Origin of the sequence: Hydrocarboniphaga sp. (assembly GCF_028291725.1) — a bacterium.
Taxonomy (GTDB): domain Bacteria; phylum Pseudomonadota; class Gammaproteobacteria; order Nevskiales; family Nevskiaceae; genus Hydrocarboniphaga.
Genome location: NZ_JAQGNT010000030.1, coordinates 1 through 17,937 on the forward strand (window position 1 = coordinate 1; position 17,937 = coordinate 17,937).

The following is a 17,937-nucleotide window of genomic DNA, read 5'->3' on the forward strand; positions in this document are numbered from 1 at the left end:
AGGGTGGCGCGGAGCGCCGGGTGAGGGGCTTCTTCCCGCCGAACAGCCCCTCATCCGCCCCTTCGGGGCAGCATCGAACGCAAGCGGGAGAAGGGACCGCAATGCTTAAGGTAGTGCCATTGGGGTCTCGACCCGCCGTTTTCTCCCTCGAAAGCAACAGCGGCGGGTCATGACCCGCCCTACGGCCGTGTGGACTATTATAGAACTAAAGTGAATATATCAAGTATCACATATTCTTTTGAGACCTAATCGCTCGTCCGTACGATGACCGCACACCGGCAGGGTCCGGGAGACCGGCACTACATGAACGCAGACGTACACCGACTCGACGAAACGGAATTCAAGCTCGCCGAACGCATCGTGCAGGCCCTGCGCGGGCTGCGCTATGGCTCGGTCGAGATCGTCGTGCATGACGGCCGGGTGGTTCAGTTCGAGCGTCGCGAACGAGTCCGTTTCGATCGCAGCGAAGAGTCCACGAAGCGGTAGGGAAGCCGCTTTTCGAGCTGGCAGATCAGCAGCACCGGCAGAAAGTTTTCCGCTTTCCAGCAGATCCATTTGATCCATCCATTTGATCCATCCATTCGATCTTTGATCCAAGCGCGACGCGTCCATGACCGTCGCCTTTACGGGGGTTATTAGTCATGAAGAGCAATGCAACGAGCAAACCGGCCGCATTCGTACTGAGCGCGACCGCCGCCGCCCTGCTGGCGAGCTTCGCCGGCGCAGCAAGAGCCGAGGATGCGCCGACCACCGCCGATCTCGACCAGCGCATCAAGGTGCTGGAACGCCAGCTCGAGATCCAACAGGAAGATGCCGCCGCCAAGGCCAAGGATGCGCCGGTGGTCACCGCCAGCGATAAGGGCTTCTCTTTCAAAAGCCCGAAGGGCGACTACGAATTCAAGTTCAAAGGGCTGGTGCAATCCGATTTCCGCTATTACCTCGGCGACGGCCCCTCGGGCGTCGCTCCGGCGGCCACGAATCCGCGCTTCAACGACACGGTGCTGCTACGCCGCGTGGAGCCGACGTTCGAACTAACGGTGGGCCAGATCGGTTTCGTCCGCATCCAGCCGCAATTCAATGGCAGCACGCCGGCAACGTCTGACGTTTATGGCGAAGTGCGCCTGCTGCCCGCGTTCTACGTGCGCGCCGGTAAGTTCAAGGAACCGGTGGTGCTGGAAAATCTGCAGTCCACATCCAACATCGAGTTCATCGAGCGCAGCCTGGTCAACGAGATCGGCCCGAACCGTGATCTGGGTCTGCAGATCGGCGGCGAATTCCTGGGCGGCACTACCAGCTACGCCTTCGGCTATTTCAACGGCGCAGCGGATGGCCGCGATGCCGACAGCACCACCACCAACACCGGCAGCAACGACGTCGACAATCGCAAGGAACTCGCGGCGCGCCTGTTCACCGAGCCGTTCAAGAACTCTCCGGGCCTGTTCCAGGGCCTGGGCTTCGGCGTCGGCGGCAGCTTCGGCCCCAAGGTCGAAGCCCCCAGCGCCAGCGATTCCACGACACAGCAGAACTTCCTGCCCCGCTACCGCTCACCTGGCCAGAACACCGTTTTCCAGTACCGCTCTGCGACGGCGGCGAGTACGACTTGCAAACTCAACACGGGTGCAACCGGCGCCTGCACCAGCGCCAACGGCGTGGTCACCGTTACGTCCGCCGGCTCGAACGGCGTCTATGCTGATGGCGACGAAACCCGCATTTCACCCCAGGCTTACTGGTACTACAACAGCTTCGGCCTGCTCGGCGAATACATCATCTCGTCGACCGAGGTCTCCATCGACCCCAGCTCGGCCAAGCTGAAGAACAAGGCCTGGGAGGTCTACGCCAGCTACCTGCTCACCGGTGAAGACGCGACCTACAGGGGCGTCAAGGTCCGCAACGCTTTCAAGCTCGGCCAGCCCGGTTGGGGCGCCTTCGAGATCGCCGCTCGCTATGCCGAGTTGGAGATCGATAGCGACGCCTTCCCGATCTACGCCAACCCGGTTTCCGCCATCTCCAAGGAGAAGAGCTACACCGTCGGCGTGAACTGGTACCTCAACAACAACGTGCGCTGGGAAATCAACTACTCCAGCACGAAGTTCGACGGCGGCGGCGGCGGCACGGCTACGGCGCCGCTTGATCGGCAGGACGAAAAGGCGCTGTTCGGCCGCTTCCAGTTGTCCTTCTAAACGAACTCCACACGAGACAACGACATGAAATCCGCCCTCAAGAATCTGAGCGCGCGCATCGCCATCGGCGCAGCCGCCCTGCTGCTGCCGCTCGCGAGCTACGCCGCCAACGTCGAGCTGCTCAACGTCTCCTACGATCCGACCCGCGAGTTGTACAAAGCGGTCAACAGCGCGTTCGCCGAGCAGTGGAAGGCCAAGACCGGCGACACCGTCACCATCAAGCAATCGCACGGCGGCTCGGGCAAGCAGGCCCGCGCGGTGATCGACGGCCTTGAAGCCGACGTCGTCACGCTGGCGCTGGCCGCCGACATCGATGCGATCGCCGACAAGGCCAAGACGATTCCGGCCAACTGGCAGAAGCGCCTCGGCCACAACAGCTCGCCCTACACCTCGACCATCGTGCTGCTGGTGCGCAAGGGCAACCCGAAGAAGATCAAGGACTGGGACGATCTGGTGAAGCCGGGCATCAGCGTGATCACGCCGAATCCGAAGACCTCGGGCGGCGCACGCTGGAACCACCTCGCCGCTTATGCCTACGCACTGAAAAAGAACGGTGGTGACGAGGCCAAGGCGAAGGCCTTCCTGGCGGCGCTGTACAAGAACGTGCCGGTGCTCGACAGCGGTGCTCGCGGCGCGACCACGACCTTCGTGCAGCGCGGCATCGGCGACGTGCTGATCGCCTGGGAAAACGAGGCCTTTTTGTCGATCGACGAGTTCGGCGCCGACAAGTTCGAGATCGTCGCACCATCGCTGTCGATCCTCGCCGAGCCGCCGGTTTCAGTGGTGGACAAGGTCGCCGCCAAGCATGGCACGACCAAGGTCGCGGAGGCCTATCTGAACTTCCTCTACACGCCGGAAGGCCAGGAGATCATCGCCAAGAACTACTACCGCCCGATCGACGAGGCCGTGGCCGCCAAGTACGCGGACAAGTTCCCGAAGCTTGAGCTGGTGACCATCGCCGACTTCGGCGGCTGGACCAAGGCCCAGGCCACGCACTTCGCCGACGGCGGCATCTTCGACCAGATTTACGGCGCCAAATAGCAAGCCCCGTCTTCTTTGTAGGTCGGGCTGAAGCCCGACCTACAAAGTCTCCCGACTACATCGCTTCAAAGGACCCATGAACAAGAAGCACTGGCTGGCAGCCTTCGCAACGACGGCCCTGTTGGGCTGGGCTTGCGTTGCCAGCGCAGCCGAGCTGCTCAACGTGTCGTACGACGTTGCGCGCGCCACTTACCAGGATCTCAATCCGGCTTTCATCGCCAGCTGGAAGGCGAAGACCGGCGAGACGCTGACGATCAACCAGTCTCACGGCGGCTCGACCAAGCAGGCGCGTGCGGTGATCGACGGCCTCGACGCCGACGTGGTGACGATGAACAACCCGCTCGATATCGACGTGATCGCCGACAAGGGCTCGTTGCTGCCGAAAGACTGGGCCAAACAGTATCCGAACAACTCCTCGCCCAGCTGGTCGACGATTCTGTTCGTCGTCCGCAAGGGCAACCCGAAAAACATTCACGACTGGGCCGATCTGATCAAACCCGGCGTCAGCATCGTGATCCCGAATCCGAAGACTTCAGGCAACGGCCGCTACAGCTATCTGGCCGCTTACGAGTGGGCGAAGAAAACCCGTGGCGGCGACGACGCGGCCAAAGCTTTCGTCACCGAGCTGTTCGGCCACGTGCCGGTGCTCGACACCGGCGGCCGCGGCGCGACCACCACGTTCTCGCAGCGCGGCATCGGCGACGTGCTGCTGACGTTCGAGAATGAAATCGCGATGCTGAAGCAGGAGCTTGGCGACAAGGTCGAGACCGTGCTGCCGTCGCTGACGGTGCGCGCCGACAATCCGATTGCGCTGGTGCAGAAAGTCGCGGCGAAGAAGGGCAATACGGAGCGCGCCCGCGCCTATCTGGGCTTCCATTTCACGCCGGAAGCGCAGGAAATTTTTGCCAGGAACGATCTGCGCCCGATCGACGAGGCGGTGCTCGCCAAGTACCCGGACCGCTTTCCAACGCTGAACGTGTTCCGCGTCGAAGACGTGTATGGCAGCTGGGCCAAAGCCCAGGCGCTGCACTTCGCCGACGGCGCGAGCTTCGACCAGATCTACGCGGCACGGCGCTGATCACGCCATTACCCCAATTTCACTTCTGCTTCCACTTCTGCCAGGAAGGCTAAGAGCCCCATGTCCATTGCAGCCGTCAATACCCGCAACCAGTTCCGAGGCAAGGTCGCCAACATCCGTCGTGGCTCGGTCGTGTCCGAAGTCGAGATCCTGACGCCGAACGGCATCATCTCGGCCGTGGTCACCACCTCGTCGATCGACCTGATCAACCTGCAGGTCGGTGAAGAGGCGCTGGCGATGTTCAAGGCGACCGACGTACTGGTCGCCAAGCTCGGCTGATCGCCAGGCGCTCGAGCATCCCGCTATGTGCGTGATCATCCACAAGCCCGCCGGTATCGCGATCCCGCATCGCATGCTGACCGCGGCCGCCTCGCTGAATCGCGACGGCTGGGGGCTGATGGGCTTCGACAGCGGCGGCCAGTTTCTGCTGGAGCGTCACGCGCATGTGGACATTGCCAGGCTGATTGCGGCCGAGCAGGAGTACCGCGACGCGGAATACGTATTGCATCTGCGTCTGCTGACTCGCGGCTCGACCGACATGCAGAACGTCCATCCGCTGTGGGTGGAAGGCGGCACGTTCCTGATGCACAACGGCACGCTGGCCTGTCTGGAAACAGCGCAGATTTCGCGTTCGGACAGCTGGCATTTCGCCAGCGAAGTTCTGCGGCCGCTGCTGCAGCGCGACGCCGCTCTGCTGGATCAGCCGGCATTTCTGCAATTGCTGGAAATGGCACTGGGGCCGGACAACCGGGCCGTGCTGCTGCAGCGCAGCGCACGGCGCATCCACATCCTCAACCGCCGCTTCGGTGCGGAGGTGGAGGGCCTGTGGTGCAGCAACACGCGCTGGATCGATCAGCGTCTGTATGCGCTGGCCAGCCCGGCGCAAGCGCAGGAACGCAGCCCCGCAACCGAGAGTTTGCACTTCATTTAAGTCGGACCTTCACACCTGAGGCCGACTGTACCGACAGAGACCTGACAGCATGACTGCATTGAGCGCGGCACCCGATTTACCCGTCAAATCGCTGAAGCATCGCTCGGTGATGCCTGGCTTCGGCTTGAGCCTGGGCTTCACGGTCTTTTATCTGTGCCTGATCGTGCTGATCCCACTGGCCGGCGTGTTTCTGAAAACCGCGGATCTGGGCTGGGGCGGCATATGGCATGTAGTCAGCTCTCCGCGCGTCGACGCGGCGCTGCGCCTGAGCTTCGGCGCCGCCGCGATCGCAGCCACGCTCAATGCGATTTTCGGCCTGCTTGTCGCCTGGGTGTTCGTGCGCTACGACTTCTTCGGCAAGAAGCTGCTCGACGCGACCATCGATTTGCCGTTCGCGCTGCCGACCGCCGTTGCCGGCATCGCGCTGACCGCGCTGTATTCGGGCAACGGCTGGGTTGGCCAGTACCTGGAACCGCTGGGCATCAAGGTTGCGTTCACGCCGCTGGGCGTGATCGTCGCGATGACCTTCATCGGCCTGCCCTTCGTTGTCCGCACCGTGCAACCGGTGCTCGAGGAAGCCGAGAAAGAGTTGGAGGAGGCCGCAGCCTCGCTGGGCGCGACGCGCTGGCAGACCATCATGCGCGTGATCCTGCCGGCGATCCTGCCAGCACTGCTGACCGGCTACGCGCTGTCCTTCGCCCGCGCGGTCGGCGAATACGGCTCGGTGATCTTCATCGCCGGCAACCTGCCGATGAAATCCGAGATCGCGCCGCTGCTGATCATCATCAAGCTCGAGGAGTTCGACTACGCCGGCGCCACCGCAGTCGCCGCGACGATGCTGGTGATCTCGTTCCTGATGCTGCTCGTCATCAACCTGCTCCAGGGCTGGAGCCGTTCGCGTTCCGGAGCCAAGAAATGACTGCCTCCAACCCGATGCTCGACCACACGCTGCAGGACCCACCGAAGCTGCCGTTCGAGCCGCTGATTCAGAAGAACGCGGTCATCACGGAAGCGCGCTGGGTGCGGCGCAGCCTGACCGCGGCCGCGCTGATCTTTCTGCTCGGCTTCCTGCTGCTGCCGCTGATCTCGGTGTTCGTCGAGGCGCTGCGCAACGGCATCGGCGCCTACTTCGACGCGATCGTTGAGGAAGACGCGCTCGCCGCGATCAAGCTGACGATGACGGTGTCGCTGATCGCGGTGCCGCTGAACGTGGTGTTCGGCGTGACCGCGGCCTGGGCGATTACCAAGCACAGCTTTCGCTTCAAGCAGCTGCTGATCACGCTGATCGATCTGCCGTTCTCGGTGTCACCGGTAGTGTCCGGCCTGATCTACGTGCTGATCTTCGGCGCGCAGGGCTGGGCCGGGCCCTGGCTGATGGCGCACGACATCAAGATTCTGTTCGCGGTGCCGGGCATCGTGCTGGCGACGATCTTCGTCACCTTCCCTTTCGTTGCGCGCGAGCTGATCCCGCTGATGCAGGCGCAGGGCACCGACGACGAGCAGGCGGCGCTGTCGCTGGGCGCCAACGGCTGGCAGGTGTTCTGGCGCGTAACGATCCCGAACATCCGCTGGGGCCTGCTCTACGGCGTGCTGCTGTGCAATGCGCGCGCGATGGGCGAGTTCGGCGCGGTGTCGGTGGTCAGCGGCCACATCCGCGGCCTGACCAACACGATGCCACTGCACGTGGAGATCCTCTACAACGAATACAACTTCTCCGCGGCCTTCGCGGTGGCCTCGCTGCTGGCGATGCTGGCGCTGCTGACGCTGGGCCTGAAGAGCCTGCTCGAATGGCGTCACGGCGAAGAACTCGCCGCGACGCGCAAACACTGACGCACAGTCCCTCCCCCCGCGTGCGGGGGGAGGCTAGGAGGGGGGCGAGACGTCAGCGCCGCGCCCTCCGCCCCCACCCCAACCCTCCCCCGCTCGCGGCGGAGGGGGAACATTACGAAGAGCACAACATGGACATCCAGATCCGCAACATCCACAAGGGTTTCGGCAGCTTTCCGGCACTGGCCGGCGTCGATCTCGACATTCATTCCGGCGAGCTGATCGCGCTGCTCGGGCCCTCGGGCTCGGGCAAGACCACCTTGCTGCGCACCATCGCCGGCCTCGAATATCCCGACGCCGGCCAGATCCTGTTCGGCGGCGAAGACACCGTCGCGCTGCCGGTGCAGCAGCGCCGCGTCGGCTTCGTATTCCAGCACTACGCGCTGTTCCGCCACATGACGATTCTGGAGAACGTCGCCTTCGGCCTGCGCGTGCGTCCGCGCAGCGAGCGCCCCTCGGACAGCGCGATCAAGAAGAAGGCGGCGGAGCTGCTGGATCTGGTGCAGCTCGGCGGCCTGGAGAAGCGTTATCCCTCGCAGCTGTCCGGCGGCCAGCGCCAGCGCGTGGCCCTGGCCCGCGCATTGGCGATCGAGCCGCGCGTGCTGCTGCTGGACGAGCCTTTCGGCGCGCTCGATGCGAAAGTGCGCAAGGACCTGCGCCGCTGGCTGCGCGAGCTGCACGATAAAACCGGCTACACCACGGTGTTCGTCACGCACGACCAGGAAGAAGCGCTGGAACTCGCCGACCGGGTCGTGGTGATGAGCCGCGGCCGCATCGAGCAGGTTGGCAGTACCGACGAGGTCTATGAGAATCCGGCGACGCCTTTCGTGTTCGACTTCATGGGCAATACCAATATCCTGCCCGGCAACGTGCGCGGCAAGGAAGTGTTCGTGCAAGGCACTCCAAGCTCGATTGCCAGCACTACACTGCACGAGCCCGGTCCGGTTGACATCTACGTGCGGCCGATCGATCTGCGCGTCGCCGATCCGGGCATCCCCTCGTTTGAAGCCGAGATCCTGAGCACGCAGCGTACCGGCCCGGTGGTGCGCTGCGAGGCCCGCGCGATCGAGTCCGGCGTCACGCTGGAAATCGAGCTGCCGCATTTGCACTTCGACGTGCCGTTGCTGAAACCTTCCGCACGCGTCCAGCTGCGCCTGACCAACTTCAGCGTGTTCCCGAAAGGCACGCCGATCACCCGCCAGGCCCTGCCCGACGTGGTGTCGAATGCGCCGGCGGAATATCGCGAGCGCGGTCGCGCGGGCTAGCACACAGCTTCGCGGTCAAGGACCGCTCCTACAGGATACTTGCGAAGGTCGATTCGCGACGGTAGGAGCGGTCCTTGACCGCGATTCACGCCGTCACCACGGCCGGTGATTTCACCAGCGCGCGCAGCATCAGCGAGTAGGTTGGGGTGAGCCTGCGAACCCCAACATCGCGCGGACGAATGTTGGGGTTCGCAAGCTCACCCCAACCTACCCGGCTGTAGGAGGGGCCCTTGACCGCGATTCACGCAGGCACCAGCACCGGCGGCTTCACCAGCACGCGCAACATCACCTGCGCCAGCACCGCCCAGAACGCGATCACCGCCGCCATGCCCAGCGCGTTGCCGGTGTGTAGCGCGGCGACCACCACGCTGGAGATGCCGGCCAGCATGAACTGCAGCGTGCCGAGCATCGCCGCGGCCATGCCGGCGCGGTCGCCGAAGGGGGCCATCGCACCGGCCTGCGAATTCGGGAAGCTGAAGCCGAGGCTAGAGGTACAGACCAGCAGCGGCAAGGCAATGCCCCAGAAACCGCCGAAGCCGCTCAGCGCGCAAGCCAGCATCGTCATCGCTGCGGCCAGATAGACCCGCAGCGTCGTGCGCAGCACTTTCTCGGCGTGGTAGCGCCTCAGCAGCCGCGCATTGAGCTGTGAAGCGAAGATCAGCCCGAAGGCGTTGACGCCGAACACATAGCCGTAGTGGTCCGGCGCCAGCCCGAAGTAGTCGATGAACACGAATGGCGATGCGGTGATGTACGCGAACATGCCGGCCTGCGCGCAGCCACCGGCCAGCGCATAGCCCATGAAACGGCGATGGCTGACGATGCGCAGATAATCCTGGGCAACGCTCTTGATCGACAGCGGCGGCGAGCGTTCGCGCCGCACTTCTTCGATACCGAAAGTGATCATCAGCATGCAGGCGATACCCGCTGCCACCAGCAGCAGAAAGATCGCGTGCCAGCCGAACCAGACTTCGATCTTGCCGCCGAGCGTCGGCGCCAGGATCGGCGCGATGCCCATCACCAGCACCAGCGTCGACAGCACTCTCGCCATCTCGTCGACCGGGAATCGATCACGCACCATCGCACGCGTGATCACCATGCCGGCGCAGCCGCCAAAGGCCTGTAGCAGACGCAGGCCGATCAGCGCCTCGACGCTGGGTGCGAATGCGCAGCCGATCGATGCGAGCGTGTACAGCGCCAGGCCGAACAGCAGCGGTTTCCTGCGGCCTAGGCGATCCGAGATCGGGCCGTAGATCACCTGGCCGACGGCCAGGCCGATGAAATAGGCGGTCGCCGTCATCTGCACCGAGCCGGCGTCCGCGGCCAGATCGCGGCCGATCGCCGGCAGGCTCGGCAGATACATGTCGATCGACAGCGGGCCGAGCGCGGATACGGCGCCGAGGATCAGGATGAAGCGGCGGCGTGGACTCATCGCAATTCCCTCCCCCGCTTGCGGGGGAGGGTTAGGGTGGGGGCGGAAGTCGCGGAGCAACTCTTTAGCGAACGCCCCCATCCCAACCTTCCCCCGCATGCGGGGGAAGGAGACAAGCGCGATGGCATCAGCTCACCTCGGGCTTCATCTGCGGGAACAGCAGCACGTCGCGGATGCTGGCGCTGTCGGTCAGGAACATCACCAGGCGATCGATACCGACACCGACGCCGGCGGTCGGCGGCAGGCCGTATTCGAGTGCACGGATGTAGTCGGCGTCGAAATGCATCGCCTCGTCGTCGCCCGCGTCCTTGGCCGCGACCTGCTCGAGGAAACGCGCGGCCTGGTCGTCGGGATCGTTGAGCTCGGAGAATCCGTTGGCCACTTCGCGGCCACCGGCGAAGAACTCGAAGCGGTCGGTCACCGTCGGGTCATTGTCGTTGCGGCGTGCCAGCGGCGAGACTTCGGTCGGGTATTCGGTGATAAAGGTCGGATCGAGAAGCTTGGTCTCGACGGTCTTCTCGAACACTTCGGTCAGCAGCTTGCCCCAGCCGTAAGCGGGCCTGGAATCGCCGCCGACTTTTTTTGCGTAGGCCGCGAGGAATTCGCGGTCGCCGAGCTGCTCGATCGTGACGCCCGGATTGAAGCGCATCACCGCTTCCTTCATCGTCCAGCGATTGAAGGGCTGATCGAGATCGTAGTCGCGCTCGGCGTAGATCAGCTTGCCGCTGCCGTTCACGGCGAGGGCGACATTGCGGATCATGTTCTCGACCAGGTCCATCGCATCGCGGTAGTCCGCGTAGGCCTGGTAGAACTCGAGCATCGTGAACTCGGGGTTGTGACGCGTGCTCAGCCCTTCGTTGCGGAAATTGCGGTTGATCTCGTAGACGCGCTCGAAGCCGCCGACGACCAGGCGCTTCAGATACAGCTCCGGCGCGATGCGCAGATACAGCTCGCGATCCAGCGCGTTGTGATGCGTGACGAAGGGCTTGGCCGCAGCTCCGCCGGCGATCGGCTGCAACATCGGCGTCTCCACTTCCATGAAGCCCAGCGCATCGAGAAAGCCGCGGATGAAACGCACCGCCGCGCCGCGCTTCTGGAACACTACGCGCACTTCCGGATTGACGATCAGATCCAGATAACGCTGGCGATAGCGCGTCTCGGTGTCGGTCAGGCCCGACCACTTTTCCGGCAGCGGGCGCAGGCCCTTGACCAGCAGCTCCAGCGATTTCACGCGCAGCGTCAGCTCGCCGGCCTTGGTGCGCATCACGGTGCCGACCGCGGCGACGATGTCGCCGACGTCCCAGGTCTTGAACGCCTCGTAGACCTCGGCGCCGAGTGCGTTCATCTGCACGAACAGCTGGATACGGCCGGAGCTGTCCTGCAGTTCGACGAACGAAACCTTGCCCTGCCCGCGCTTGGCCATCATGCGGCCGGCGAGACGGAACTCGGTGGTCTCGCTCTCCAGCGACGCCGCATCGCGCGTCGCGTAGCAGCCGTGCAGATGCTCGGCCAGCGTGTCGCGGCGGAAGGTGTTCGGGAACGCATTGCCTAGCGCGCGCAGCTTGTCGAGCTTGTCGCGGCGGCCGGCGACGATGTGGTTTTCATCGACAATCTGCGCGGCCGGCGGCGTGTTGTTTTCTTCGGTCATCCTGGAACCTGTCGGAAATCTAAACGTTGCTGCGGCTGAGTAGCCTCAATCGCGGACAAGGTCCGCTCCTACAGTCGCGAATCGACGGTTGTAAAAGTCCTGTAGGAGCGGACCTTGTCCGCGATTCTCCCAGACCCTACAAACCCTGCTTCAGGCTGGCTTCGATGTACGGGTCAAGGTAGCCATCCAGCACCTTCTGCGTATCGGCGATCTCGACGCCGGTGCGCAGATCCTTGATCCGCGACTGGTCGAGCACGTAGGAGCGGATCTGGCTGCCCCATTCGATGTCGGCCTTGGCGTCCTCGACTTTCTGTGCCGCGGCGTTGCGCTTCTGCAGCTCCTGCTCGTACATCCTCGCGCGCAGCATCTTCATCGCCTTGTCGCGGTTGGCATGCTGGCTGCGCTGCGTCTGGCAGGCGACGACAATGCCGGTCGGCACGTGCTTGATACGGATCGCCGACTCGGTCTTGTTGACGTGCTGGCCGCCGGCGCCGGAGCTGCGGAAGGTATCCACTTCCAGATCGGCCGGGTTGATGTCGATCTCGATGTTGTCATCGACTTCGGGTGATACGAACACGCCCGCGAACGAAGTATGGCGGCGGTTGCCCGAGTCGAACGGCGACTTGCGCACCAGGCGGTGCACGCCGGTCTCGGTGCGCAGCCAGCCGTAGGCGTACGGGCCTTCGACACTGATCGTGGCGCCCTTGATGCCGGCGACTTCACCGTCGGAGCGCTCCAGCAACTCGACCTTGAAGCCCTTGCCCTCGGCCCAGCGCATGTACATGCGCAGCAGCATCTCGGCCCAGTCCTGCGCCTCGGTGCCGCCGGAGCCGGACTGCACGTCGAGAAAGGCGTTGCTGGTGTCCTGCTCGCCGGAGAACATGCGCTTGAACTCCATGTCCTCGGCGATCGCGATGTAGCTGAGCACGTCGCGCTCGACGCCGGCGTAGAGGCTGGCGTCGTTCTCCATCTCGGCGAGTTCGAGCAGTTCTCCGGCGTCGGCAAGGCCGCGCGTGACCTTGTTGATCGGCTCGATCACGGCCTCTAACTTGGCGCGTTCGCGGCCCAGGTCCTGCGCGTAGGCGGGCTTGCTCCAGACATCCGCGCTTTCCAGCTCGGCATTGACCTCGACTAGCCGGTCCAGCTTGACGTCGTAGTCAAAGATAGCCCCGGAGCGCGTCGAAACGTGCTCGCAGGGCCGTGATCTCGCTTTTGATCTGATTGGGTTCCATCGGAGAACCGGTGCGCCACTTTGGAGGGCGCGCAGTATACCGGCGCGGCCCGCGCAGCCGCGAGGGGATCGTCCTTTTGCGTGGTTGAAGCACCCCCATTCGCGTGGTACAAGCCCGCAGCCGCGAATGATTCAGCCGTCAGTCGCTGGCCCAAAACTAGAACTGAACCAGAGCCGCCTCACACCTGTACAAAAAAGGGGAGCAAACCGATGCTACGTTCCGCATTGCTCAGCAGCCTGATGGCGCTGACCGCTGCACTGCCGGCGTTCGCGCAGGATAACGCGCCGCCGCCCGCCGTCTCCGACGTCGGATCGCCGGGAGCCACAGTCGCCGAGCCGGCGCCGAGTTCCGACGCGGCGCCGCCTGCCGCGGCCGCCGATGCGGCACCGCCCAGCGACCCGATGGCCGACTCCAGCAGCGAGGCCCCGCCGCCGAGCATGACCTCGGTCAACGGCGGCGACAGTGAAAACGCCGGCGGCGCGCATGGCGCCAACAATGCGATCGGCCGCCGCTTCTACATCGCACCGATGGGCTCCTACGTGTTCGCCGACAAGTCGCGGGACACTGACGACGGTTACGGCGGCGCACTGGCGCTGGGCAAGAAGCTCGGCGCCGCGTTCGCGGTCGAGGCCAGCGGCTACTACAACCGCTTCAGCGACAACCTGCCCGGCGGCAACGGCGCAGCCGAGACCTTCGGCGGCGGCCTGTCGCTGCTGCTGTCGCCGCTCCCCCGCTTCCGCGACGTGTATCTGATCGCCAACGGCCAGTACGGCGTCACCAAGAACCTGCCGGGCGCGCCCGACAACAGCTACAACAGCTGGCTGTACGGCGCTGGCCTCGGCTACCTGCTGCAGCTGACCGACGGCGGCACCGCGCTGCGCGCCGAGGCGCTGTACCGCGTCGACGACCACAAGCAGGACGACGCCGGCCAGAAGAACTTCGAGGACGTGATGTTCAACATCGGCCTGATGATCCCGCTGGGCGGCGACAAGAAGCCCGAAGTGACCGACAGCACCACACCGGCTGCCGTCGTGCCGCTGGGCGCCGACGACGACAACGACGGCGTGCCCAACGAAACCGACCAGTGCCCGGGCACACCGCCCGGCGCGATCGTCAACGCCCAGGGCTGCGAGAACGACGAGGACGGCGACGGCGTCGTCGACCGCCTGGACCGCTGCCCCGGCACCCCGGCCGGCACCGCGGTCAACGAGGAAGGCTGCCCGGTCGCCAAGGGCTGCAAGACCCCCGCCCCGGGCGAGGCGATCACGCTGGAAGGCTGCGCCGCCGGCGACACCGTCGTGTTGCAGGGCGTGACCTTCGAGTTCGACCAGTCGCGGCTGACGCCGAACGCCAAGGTGATTCTCGACGGAGTCGGCGACGCCCTGGTGGCCAGGCCCGAGATCAAAGTCGAAGTCGGCGGCCACACCGACGCCAAGGGCTCGGACGAGTACAACCTGAAACTGTCCGAAGGCCGCGCCAGGTCGGTCGAGCAGTATCTGATCGGCCGCGGCATCGACACCGGCCGCATGAGCGCCAAGGGCTACGGCGAAAGCATGCCGGTCGCCGACAACGAAACCGACGAAGGCCGCGAACTGAACCGGCGCGTGGAACTGAAAATCGTTCCCTAAGCCCGCCATTTCATAAGTGCGTCGACGCATGAATCCCTTCTCCCGCTTGCGGGAGAAGGTGGCGCGAAGCGCCGGATGAGGGGCTTTTGTTCGAGCAGCGCAAGAAAAGCCCGTCACCCCTGCCCCCAGGAACCTCCCCCTCCCCCGCGAGCGGGGGAGGGCCGGGGTGGGGGCGGAAGGCGCGGCGCTGTCGCCTCGCCCCCATCCCAACCTTCCCCCCGCACGCGGGGGAAGGAGCTGGCCGGTTCCGGGCATCAAGCCAGCTGCTATGAAACTGCTGCGATCTCTCCCGCAAGCGGGAAAGGGGAGTCGTATACGGGGTGGAATGGGTGAAAAGGACCACTTAGCCCAGAGACTCGACATTGACCCGGCCGGCCGGTGACGCGGATAATCCGCCACCGGCCACGCCGGTTTTTTAGTGTCGGGGTATAGCGCAGTCTGGTAGCGCGCCTGCTTTGGGTGCAGGATGTCGGGAGTTCGAATCTCTCTACCCCGACCAACTAAATCAACACGTGCTCGGGCACCGATTTGCGCAGGGGCTTGCCTGACTCCCCGCCTCAGCGCCCTGTGACCCACGAACAACTCGCAATGAGGCAGCGCCGGCAGCTTTGACCGGGACGCCGATGCAGCTTCGAATGCAGTACCGCACCCGCTTTTGATGCTGCTTGGCGCGGATCAGCAGCTGCCGAGGCTCGCCACCGCTTTGGGCTTGCAGCCTTGGGTAGTCGCAGGGGTTGCCATGCTCTACCCTCTGCCTACATCGAGCGGCAACTCGAGGGGCCACCGCGCGACCCCCAGTTGGGCACGGTTCGTCAATTCGATTCTCCACTTCCGCAGATGGGTCGACGATCCGGCGGCAGGTACCGCCAACTGAAGAACAGGAATCTTCGATGAACGGAAGCAGCTTTCTGCCCCATGGATACTGCATTGCGTGGAATCCAGCGCTGCTGTGGACCTTCGTGATCTCGGATACCGCGATTGGCCTTGCGTATTTCTCGATACCGCTCGCACTGATTCACTTCGCCCGGCAAAAGCCGGCGGCCGTGTTCAACTGGATTTTCGCGCTGTTCGGCTTTTTCATCTCCGCCTGCGGCACTACGCATTTCATTGACGTACTTAACATCTGGCATCCGGTCTATCACCTCGATGCCGCAGCTCGGGCGATTACCGCACTTGCATCCGTGGTCACTGCCGCCGCGCTGTGGCCGCTGTTGCCAAAAGCGCTGGCGCTATTCGAGCAACAGGCCGACAGCCAGCTGGCGCAGACCGATGCGAACGATCGTCTGAATGCCTCGCTGCAACTGCTCGCCGAGCGCAACCGTCAGGTCGAGGAGAGCGAGAGGCGCTTCCGCCTGACGCTCCAGCATTCGCCGATCGGCCTGGCCGTGGTTGCCCCGCACGGAAGCTTCATCAGCGTCAACCACGCGCTGTGCTCAATCGTCGGCTACAGCGAACAAGAGTTATTGGTGCTGAGCTTTCAGAACATCACACACCCGGAGGATCTGGAGGGCGACCTGGATCTGCTGCATCAAGTGCTGGACGGCTGGCGCGAGACCTTCCGTATGGAAAAGCGCTATATCCACAAGCTGGGCCATGAAGTGCGGATTCAGCTCGATGTCTCGCTACTGCGGGACGAGGCCGGACAGCCCCTGCATTTCATCGCGCAGATTCAGGACATCACCGAGCGCCACGAGGCACAGCAGGATTTGCGGCGCCTGGCCGCCGAGGTGGAAGACCTCTACGACAACGCTCCCTGCGGATACCACACTATCGACGAGAACGGCGTGTTCCTGCGCGTCAACCAGACCGAACTGCAATGGCTGGGCTACGCGCGTCACGAACTGGTTGGCCGGAAGACGCTAGCCGATCTTCTCGACGCGGAAGGGGTAAGCCGGTTTCGGGAGACGTTTGCCCAACTCAAGGCCGAAGGCCATATCAGCGGTGTGGAATACCAGATCACCCGCAAGGACGGCAGCCGCTTCCCGATAATGCTGGCCGCTTCGGCGATCACCGATGCCGCCGGCCGATATCTGCGCAGCCGCGGCACCATCGTGGACATCACGGAACGCAAGCGGCTCGAACGCGAGCTGGAGCGACAAGCGCGTACCGACGTGCTGACCGGCGTACACAACCGCCGCCATTTCATGGATCTGGCCGCGCAGGAGGTAGCACGCGTCAGGCGCAGCGGCGGCCACGTGTCGGTGCTGATGCTGGATCTCGATCACTTCAAATCGGTCAACGACAACTATGGGCACCAAACGGGCGACATGATTCTTTGCCAGGCCGCCGGCATCGCCGTCCGGTCGATGCGCGAGATGGATACGGTATGCCGTGTCGGCGGAGAGGAGTTTGCCATCCTGCTGCCGGGAACTGATCGGCAACGGGCCGTGAGTGCCGCGGAGCGCCTTTGCGAGGCCATTGCGATGGCGCCGATCTCCATGCCTGATGGGGGCTCCCTGCGCATTACGGCGTCGGTAGGCGTTGCGGTTTGCGATCAGACGGATGCCGACGTGGATGTGCTGCTCAAGCGTGCGGATATCGGCCTGTATGCGGCTAAAGGCTCAGGGCGCAATCGGGTTTGCTTGCCTGAAGATAGGCTGACGCCGACCGGGTGATTATGACGCTCGGTACGGTGGCCAACGCCGAGGGCGTCCTTCGCAATCTCCAGCTCGGCTGAGCACAGCAAACCCCGACGAGCGCGCCATGAAACGACGGAAGCTGTCGGGGTCAGCGGCGCTCAGGCAGCGGCGACAGACGGGCCGGCAGCTGCGGCGACGGGCCGCTCGACGTTGACGCGGTTACGGCCCTGGCCCTTGGCGTCGTAGAGCGCGGCGTCGGCGAACTTGAACAGCACGGAGGAACCCAGCGAGCGCTCCGGCGTGCAGACGGCAACACCGAGGCCGATGGTGACGTGGGCAGCGACCGACGAGGCTGCATGCTCCAACGCCAGATCCGCAACCGCCTCGCGCATCGCCTGGGCCACCGACATCGTCGCGGCTTCGTCGGCGTCGGTCACCAGCATTGCGAATTCCTCGACGCCGTAACGCGCCAGCACGTCGGTGCTGCGGCGGGCGAGCTTGGACATGGCTTCGGCGACGGCGCGCACGCTCGGCTGCTACGAACTGACCGCCGGCAATGCCCTGCGCTGTCGTGTCGTCCTGTTCCGACGCCCACCCCAACATCGGCACCAGGCGCTGTGCAGAACGTCCAAGCCTGCCTGCGGCGGTCATGCCTCGAAGATGGCCCGAGCCGCCAAAGAGCCCTGGTTGCTGGCACACAGCGAGACGCTCAATGCCTACAGCCCGCAACAGATCGTGCGTTGGTATGCCTTGCGGATGCAGATCGAGTCCTCGTTCCGGGATCTCAAATCGCATCGCTATGGCTGCGCCTTTGAAGACACCCTCACGCGCAGTGCCGAGCGACTGGACGTGTTGCTGATGATTCATATGCTCGCCACCCTCGTTGCCTGGCTCGCTGCCTTGGCCACTCTCGACCTGCATGAACACCGGTTTCGTATGTCGCTGCTGCGGCGAGGCTGGGAATATCTGCGCGTCGCCGGCGGTCTGCATCCCGACTCGTAGACGCAGCCAATCCATCCGTATGTACCCTTGAGATGTGGGGAATCCTCAGGGTCCGTTCCCATTTGTCGCGCGTGCTACAGTTGCCCAGTTCATTTTG

At 64.2% G+C, this 17,937-nt stretch carries 16 protein-coding genes and 1 tRNA gene; 13 read left to right on the top strand and 4 right to left on the bottom strand.

Annotation, left to right across the window (positions count from 1 at the left end):
* Positions 1-303 precede the first annotated feature (303 nt).
* The 9 genes from JWQ90_RS08510 to JWQ90_RS08550 all read left to right on the top strand — a co-directional run bounded on the left by JWQ90_RS08510 (position 304) and on the right by JWQ90_RS08550 (position 8,322).
* A complete protein-coding gene (locus JWQ90_RS08510; protein ID WP_299692094.1) occupies positions 304-486 on the top strand; it encodes a YezD family protein in 183 nt (60 codons plus the stop codon).
* Between the two features lie 155 nt (positions 487-641).
* Complete coding sequence (locus tag JWQ90_RS08515) at positions 642-2,180, top strand: porin (protein WP_299692097.1); 1,539 nt, start codon at positions 642-644, stop codon at positions 2,178-2,180.
* Between the two features lie 24 nt (positions 2,181-2,204).
* Positions 2,205-3,221: a sulfate ABC transporter substrate-binding protein gene (locus tag JWQ90_RS08520; protein ID WP_299692100.1), complete on the top strand. Its 1,017-nt coding sequence runs from the start codon at positions 2,205-2,207 to the stop codon at positions 3,219-3,221.
* Between the two features lie 76 nt (positions 3,222-3,297).
* Entirely contained in the window at positions 3,298-4,299 is a 1,002-nt protein-coding gene (locus JWQ90_RS08525) for a sulfate ABC transporter substrate-binding protein (RefSeq protein WP_299692103.1), read from the top strand.
* Positions 4,300-4,359: 60 nt separating this feature from the next.
* The gene (locus tag JWQ90_RS08530) at positions 4,360-4,578 is read left to right on the top strand and encodes a TOBE domain-containing protein (RefSeq protein WP_299692106.1); all 219 of its coding nucleotides are present in this window, start codon (positions 4,360-4,362) and stop codon (positions 4,576-4,578) included.
* 25 nt (positions 4,579-4,603) lie between these two features.
* Entirely contained in the window at positions 4,604-5,230 is a 627-nt protein-coding gene (locus tag JWQ90_RS08535) for a class II glutamine amidotransferase (RefSeq protein ID WP_299692109.1), read from the top strand.
* A 49-nt stretch (positions 5,231-5,279) separates the two neighbouring features.
* The gene (gene cysT, locus JWQ90_RS08540; RefSeq protein ID WP_299692112.1) at positions 5,280-6,149 is read left to right on the top strand and encodes a sulfate ABC transporter permease subunit CysT; all 870 of its coding nucleotides are present in this window, start codon (positions 5,280-5,282) and stop codon (positions 6,147-6,149) included.
* On the top strand, positions 6,146-7,060 hold the full coding sequence (gene cysW / locus JWQ90_RS08545; protein WP_299692115.1) for a sulfate ABC transporter permease subunit CysW: 915 nt from the start codon (positions 6,146-6,148) through the stop codon (positions 7,058-7,060). The genes cysT and cysW overlap by 4 nt, the downstream gene beginning before the upstream one ends.
* Before the next feature lie 128 nt (positions 7,061-7,188).
* Entirely contained in the window at positions 7,189-8,322 is a 1,134-nt protein-coding gene (locus JWQ90_RS08550; RefSeq protein WP_299692118.1) for a sulfate/molybdate ABC transporter ATP-binding protein, read from the top strand.
* Between the two features lie 241 nt (positions 8,323-8,563).
* Here the strand turns inward: JWQ90_RS08550 and JWQ90_RS08555 are convergent, their stop codons facing one another.
* The 3 genes from JWQ90_RS08555 to prfB all read right to left on the bottom strand — a co-directional run bounded on the left by JWQ90_RS08555 (position 8,564) and on the right by prfB (position 12,631).
* Positions 8,564-9,751, bottom strand: a complete 1,188-nt coding sequence (locus tag JWQ90_RS08555; RefSeq protein WP_299692121.1) for a Bcr/CflA family multidrug efflux MFS transporter — start codon at positions 9,749-9,751, stop codon at positions 8,564-8,566.
* 127 nt (positions 9,752-9,878) lie between these two features.
* On the bottom strand, positions 9,879-11,399 hold the full coding sequence (gene lysS, locus JWQ90_RS08560; RefSeq protein ID WP_299692124.1) for a lysine--tRNA ligase: 1,521 nt from the start codon (positions 11,397-11,399) through the stop codon (positions 9,879-9,881).
* Positions 11,400-11,535: 136 nt separating this feature from the next.
* A protein-coding gene (gene prfB / locus JWQ90_RS08565) for a peptide chain release factor 2 (protein ID WP_299692127.1) occupies positions 11,536-12,631 on the bottom strand; the annotation gives its coding sequence in 2 pieces (ribosomal slippage) (positions 11,536-12,558 and positions 12,560-12,631; 1,095 coding nt in all).
* A gap of 209 nt (positions 12,632-12,840) precedes the next feature.
* Between prfB and JWQ90_RS08570 the strand changes: the two genes are divergently transcribed.
* The 3 genes from JWQ90_RS08570 to JWQ90_RS08580 all read left to right on the top strand — a co-directional run bounded on the left by JWQ90_RS08570 (position 12,841) and on the right by JWQ90_RS08580 (position 16,874).
* The gene (locus JWQ90_RS08570; RefSeq protein WP_299692130.1) at positions 12,841-14,259 is read left to right on the top strand and encodes an OmpA family protein; all 1,419 of its coding nucleotides are present in this window, start codon (positions 12,841-12,843) and stop codon (positions 14,257-14,259) included.
* A 422-nt stretch (positions 14,260-14,681) separates the two neighbouring features.
* Positions 14,682-14,758: transfer RNA gene (locus tag JWQ90_RS08575), tRNA-Pro, on the top strand.
* 391 nt (positions 14,759-15,149) lie between these two features.
* Complete coding sequence (locus tag JWQ90_RS08580) at positions 15,150-16,874, top strand: diguanylate cyclase (protein WP_299692133.1); 1,725 nt, start codon at positions 15,150-15,152, stop codon at positions 16,872-16,874.
* 122 nt (positions 16,875-16,996) lie between these two features.
* Here the strand turns inward: JWQ90_RS08580 and JWQ90_RS08585 are convergent, their stop codons facing one another.
* Positions 16,997-17,344 carry a diguanylate cyclase gene (locus JWQ90_RS08585; protein WP_299692136.1) on the bottom strand — a complete coding sequence of 116 codons (348 nt, stop codon included), beginning with the start codon at positions 17,342-17,344 and terminating at the stop codon, positions 16,997-16,999.
* On the opposite strand from JWQ90_RS08585, the gene JWQ90_RS08590 reads away from it, so the two are divergent.
* Positions 17,343-17,840 (top strand): transposase, encoded by a 498-nt coding sequence (locus tag JWQ90_RS08590; RefSeq protein WP_299692139.1) that lies wholly within the window; start codon positions 17,343-17,345, stop codon positions 17,838-17,840. The genes JWQ90_RS08585 and JWQ90_RS08590 overlap by 2 nt on opposite strands.
* Positions 17,841-17,937: the final 97 nt, after the last annotated feature.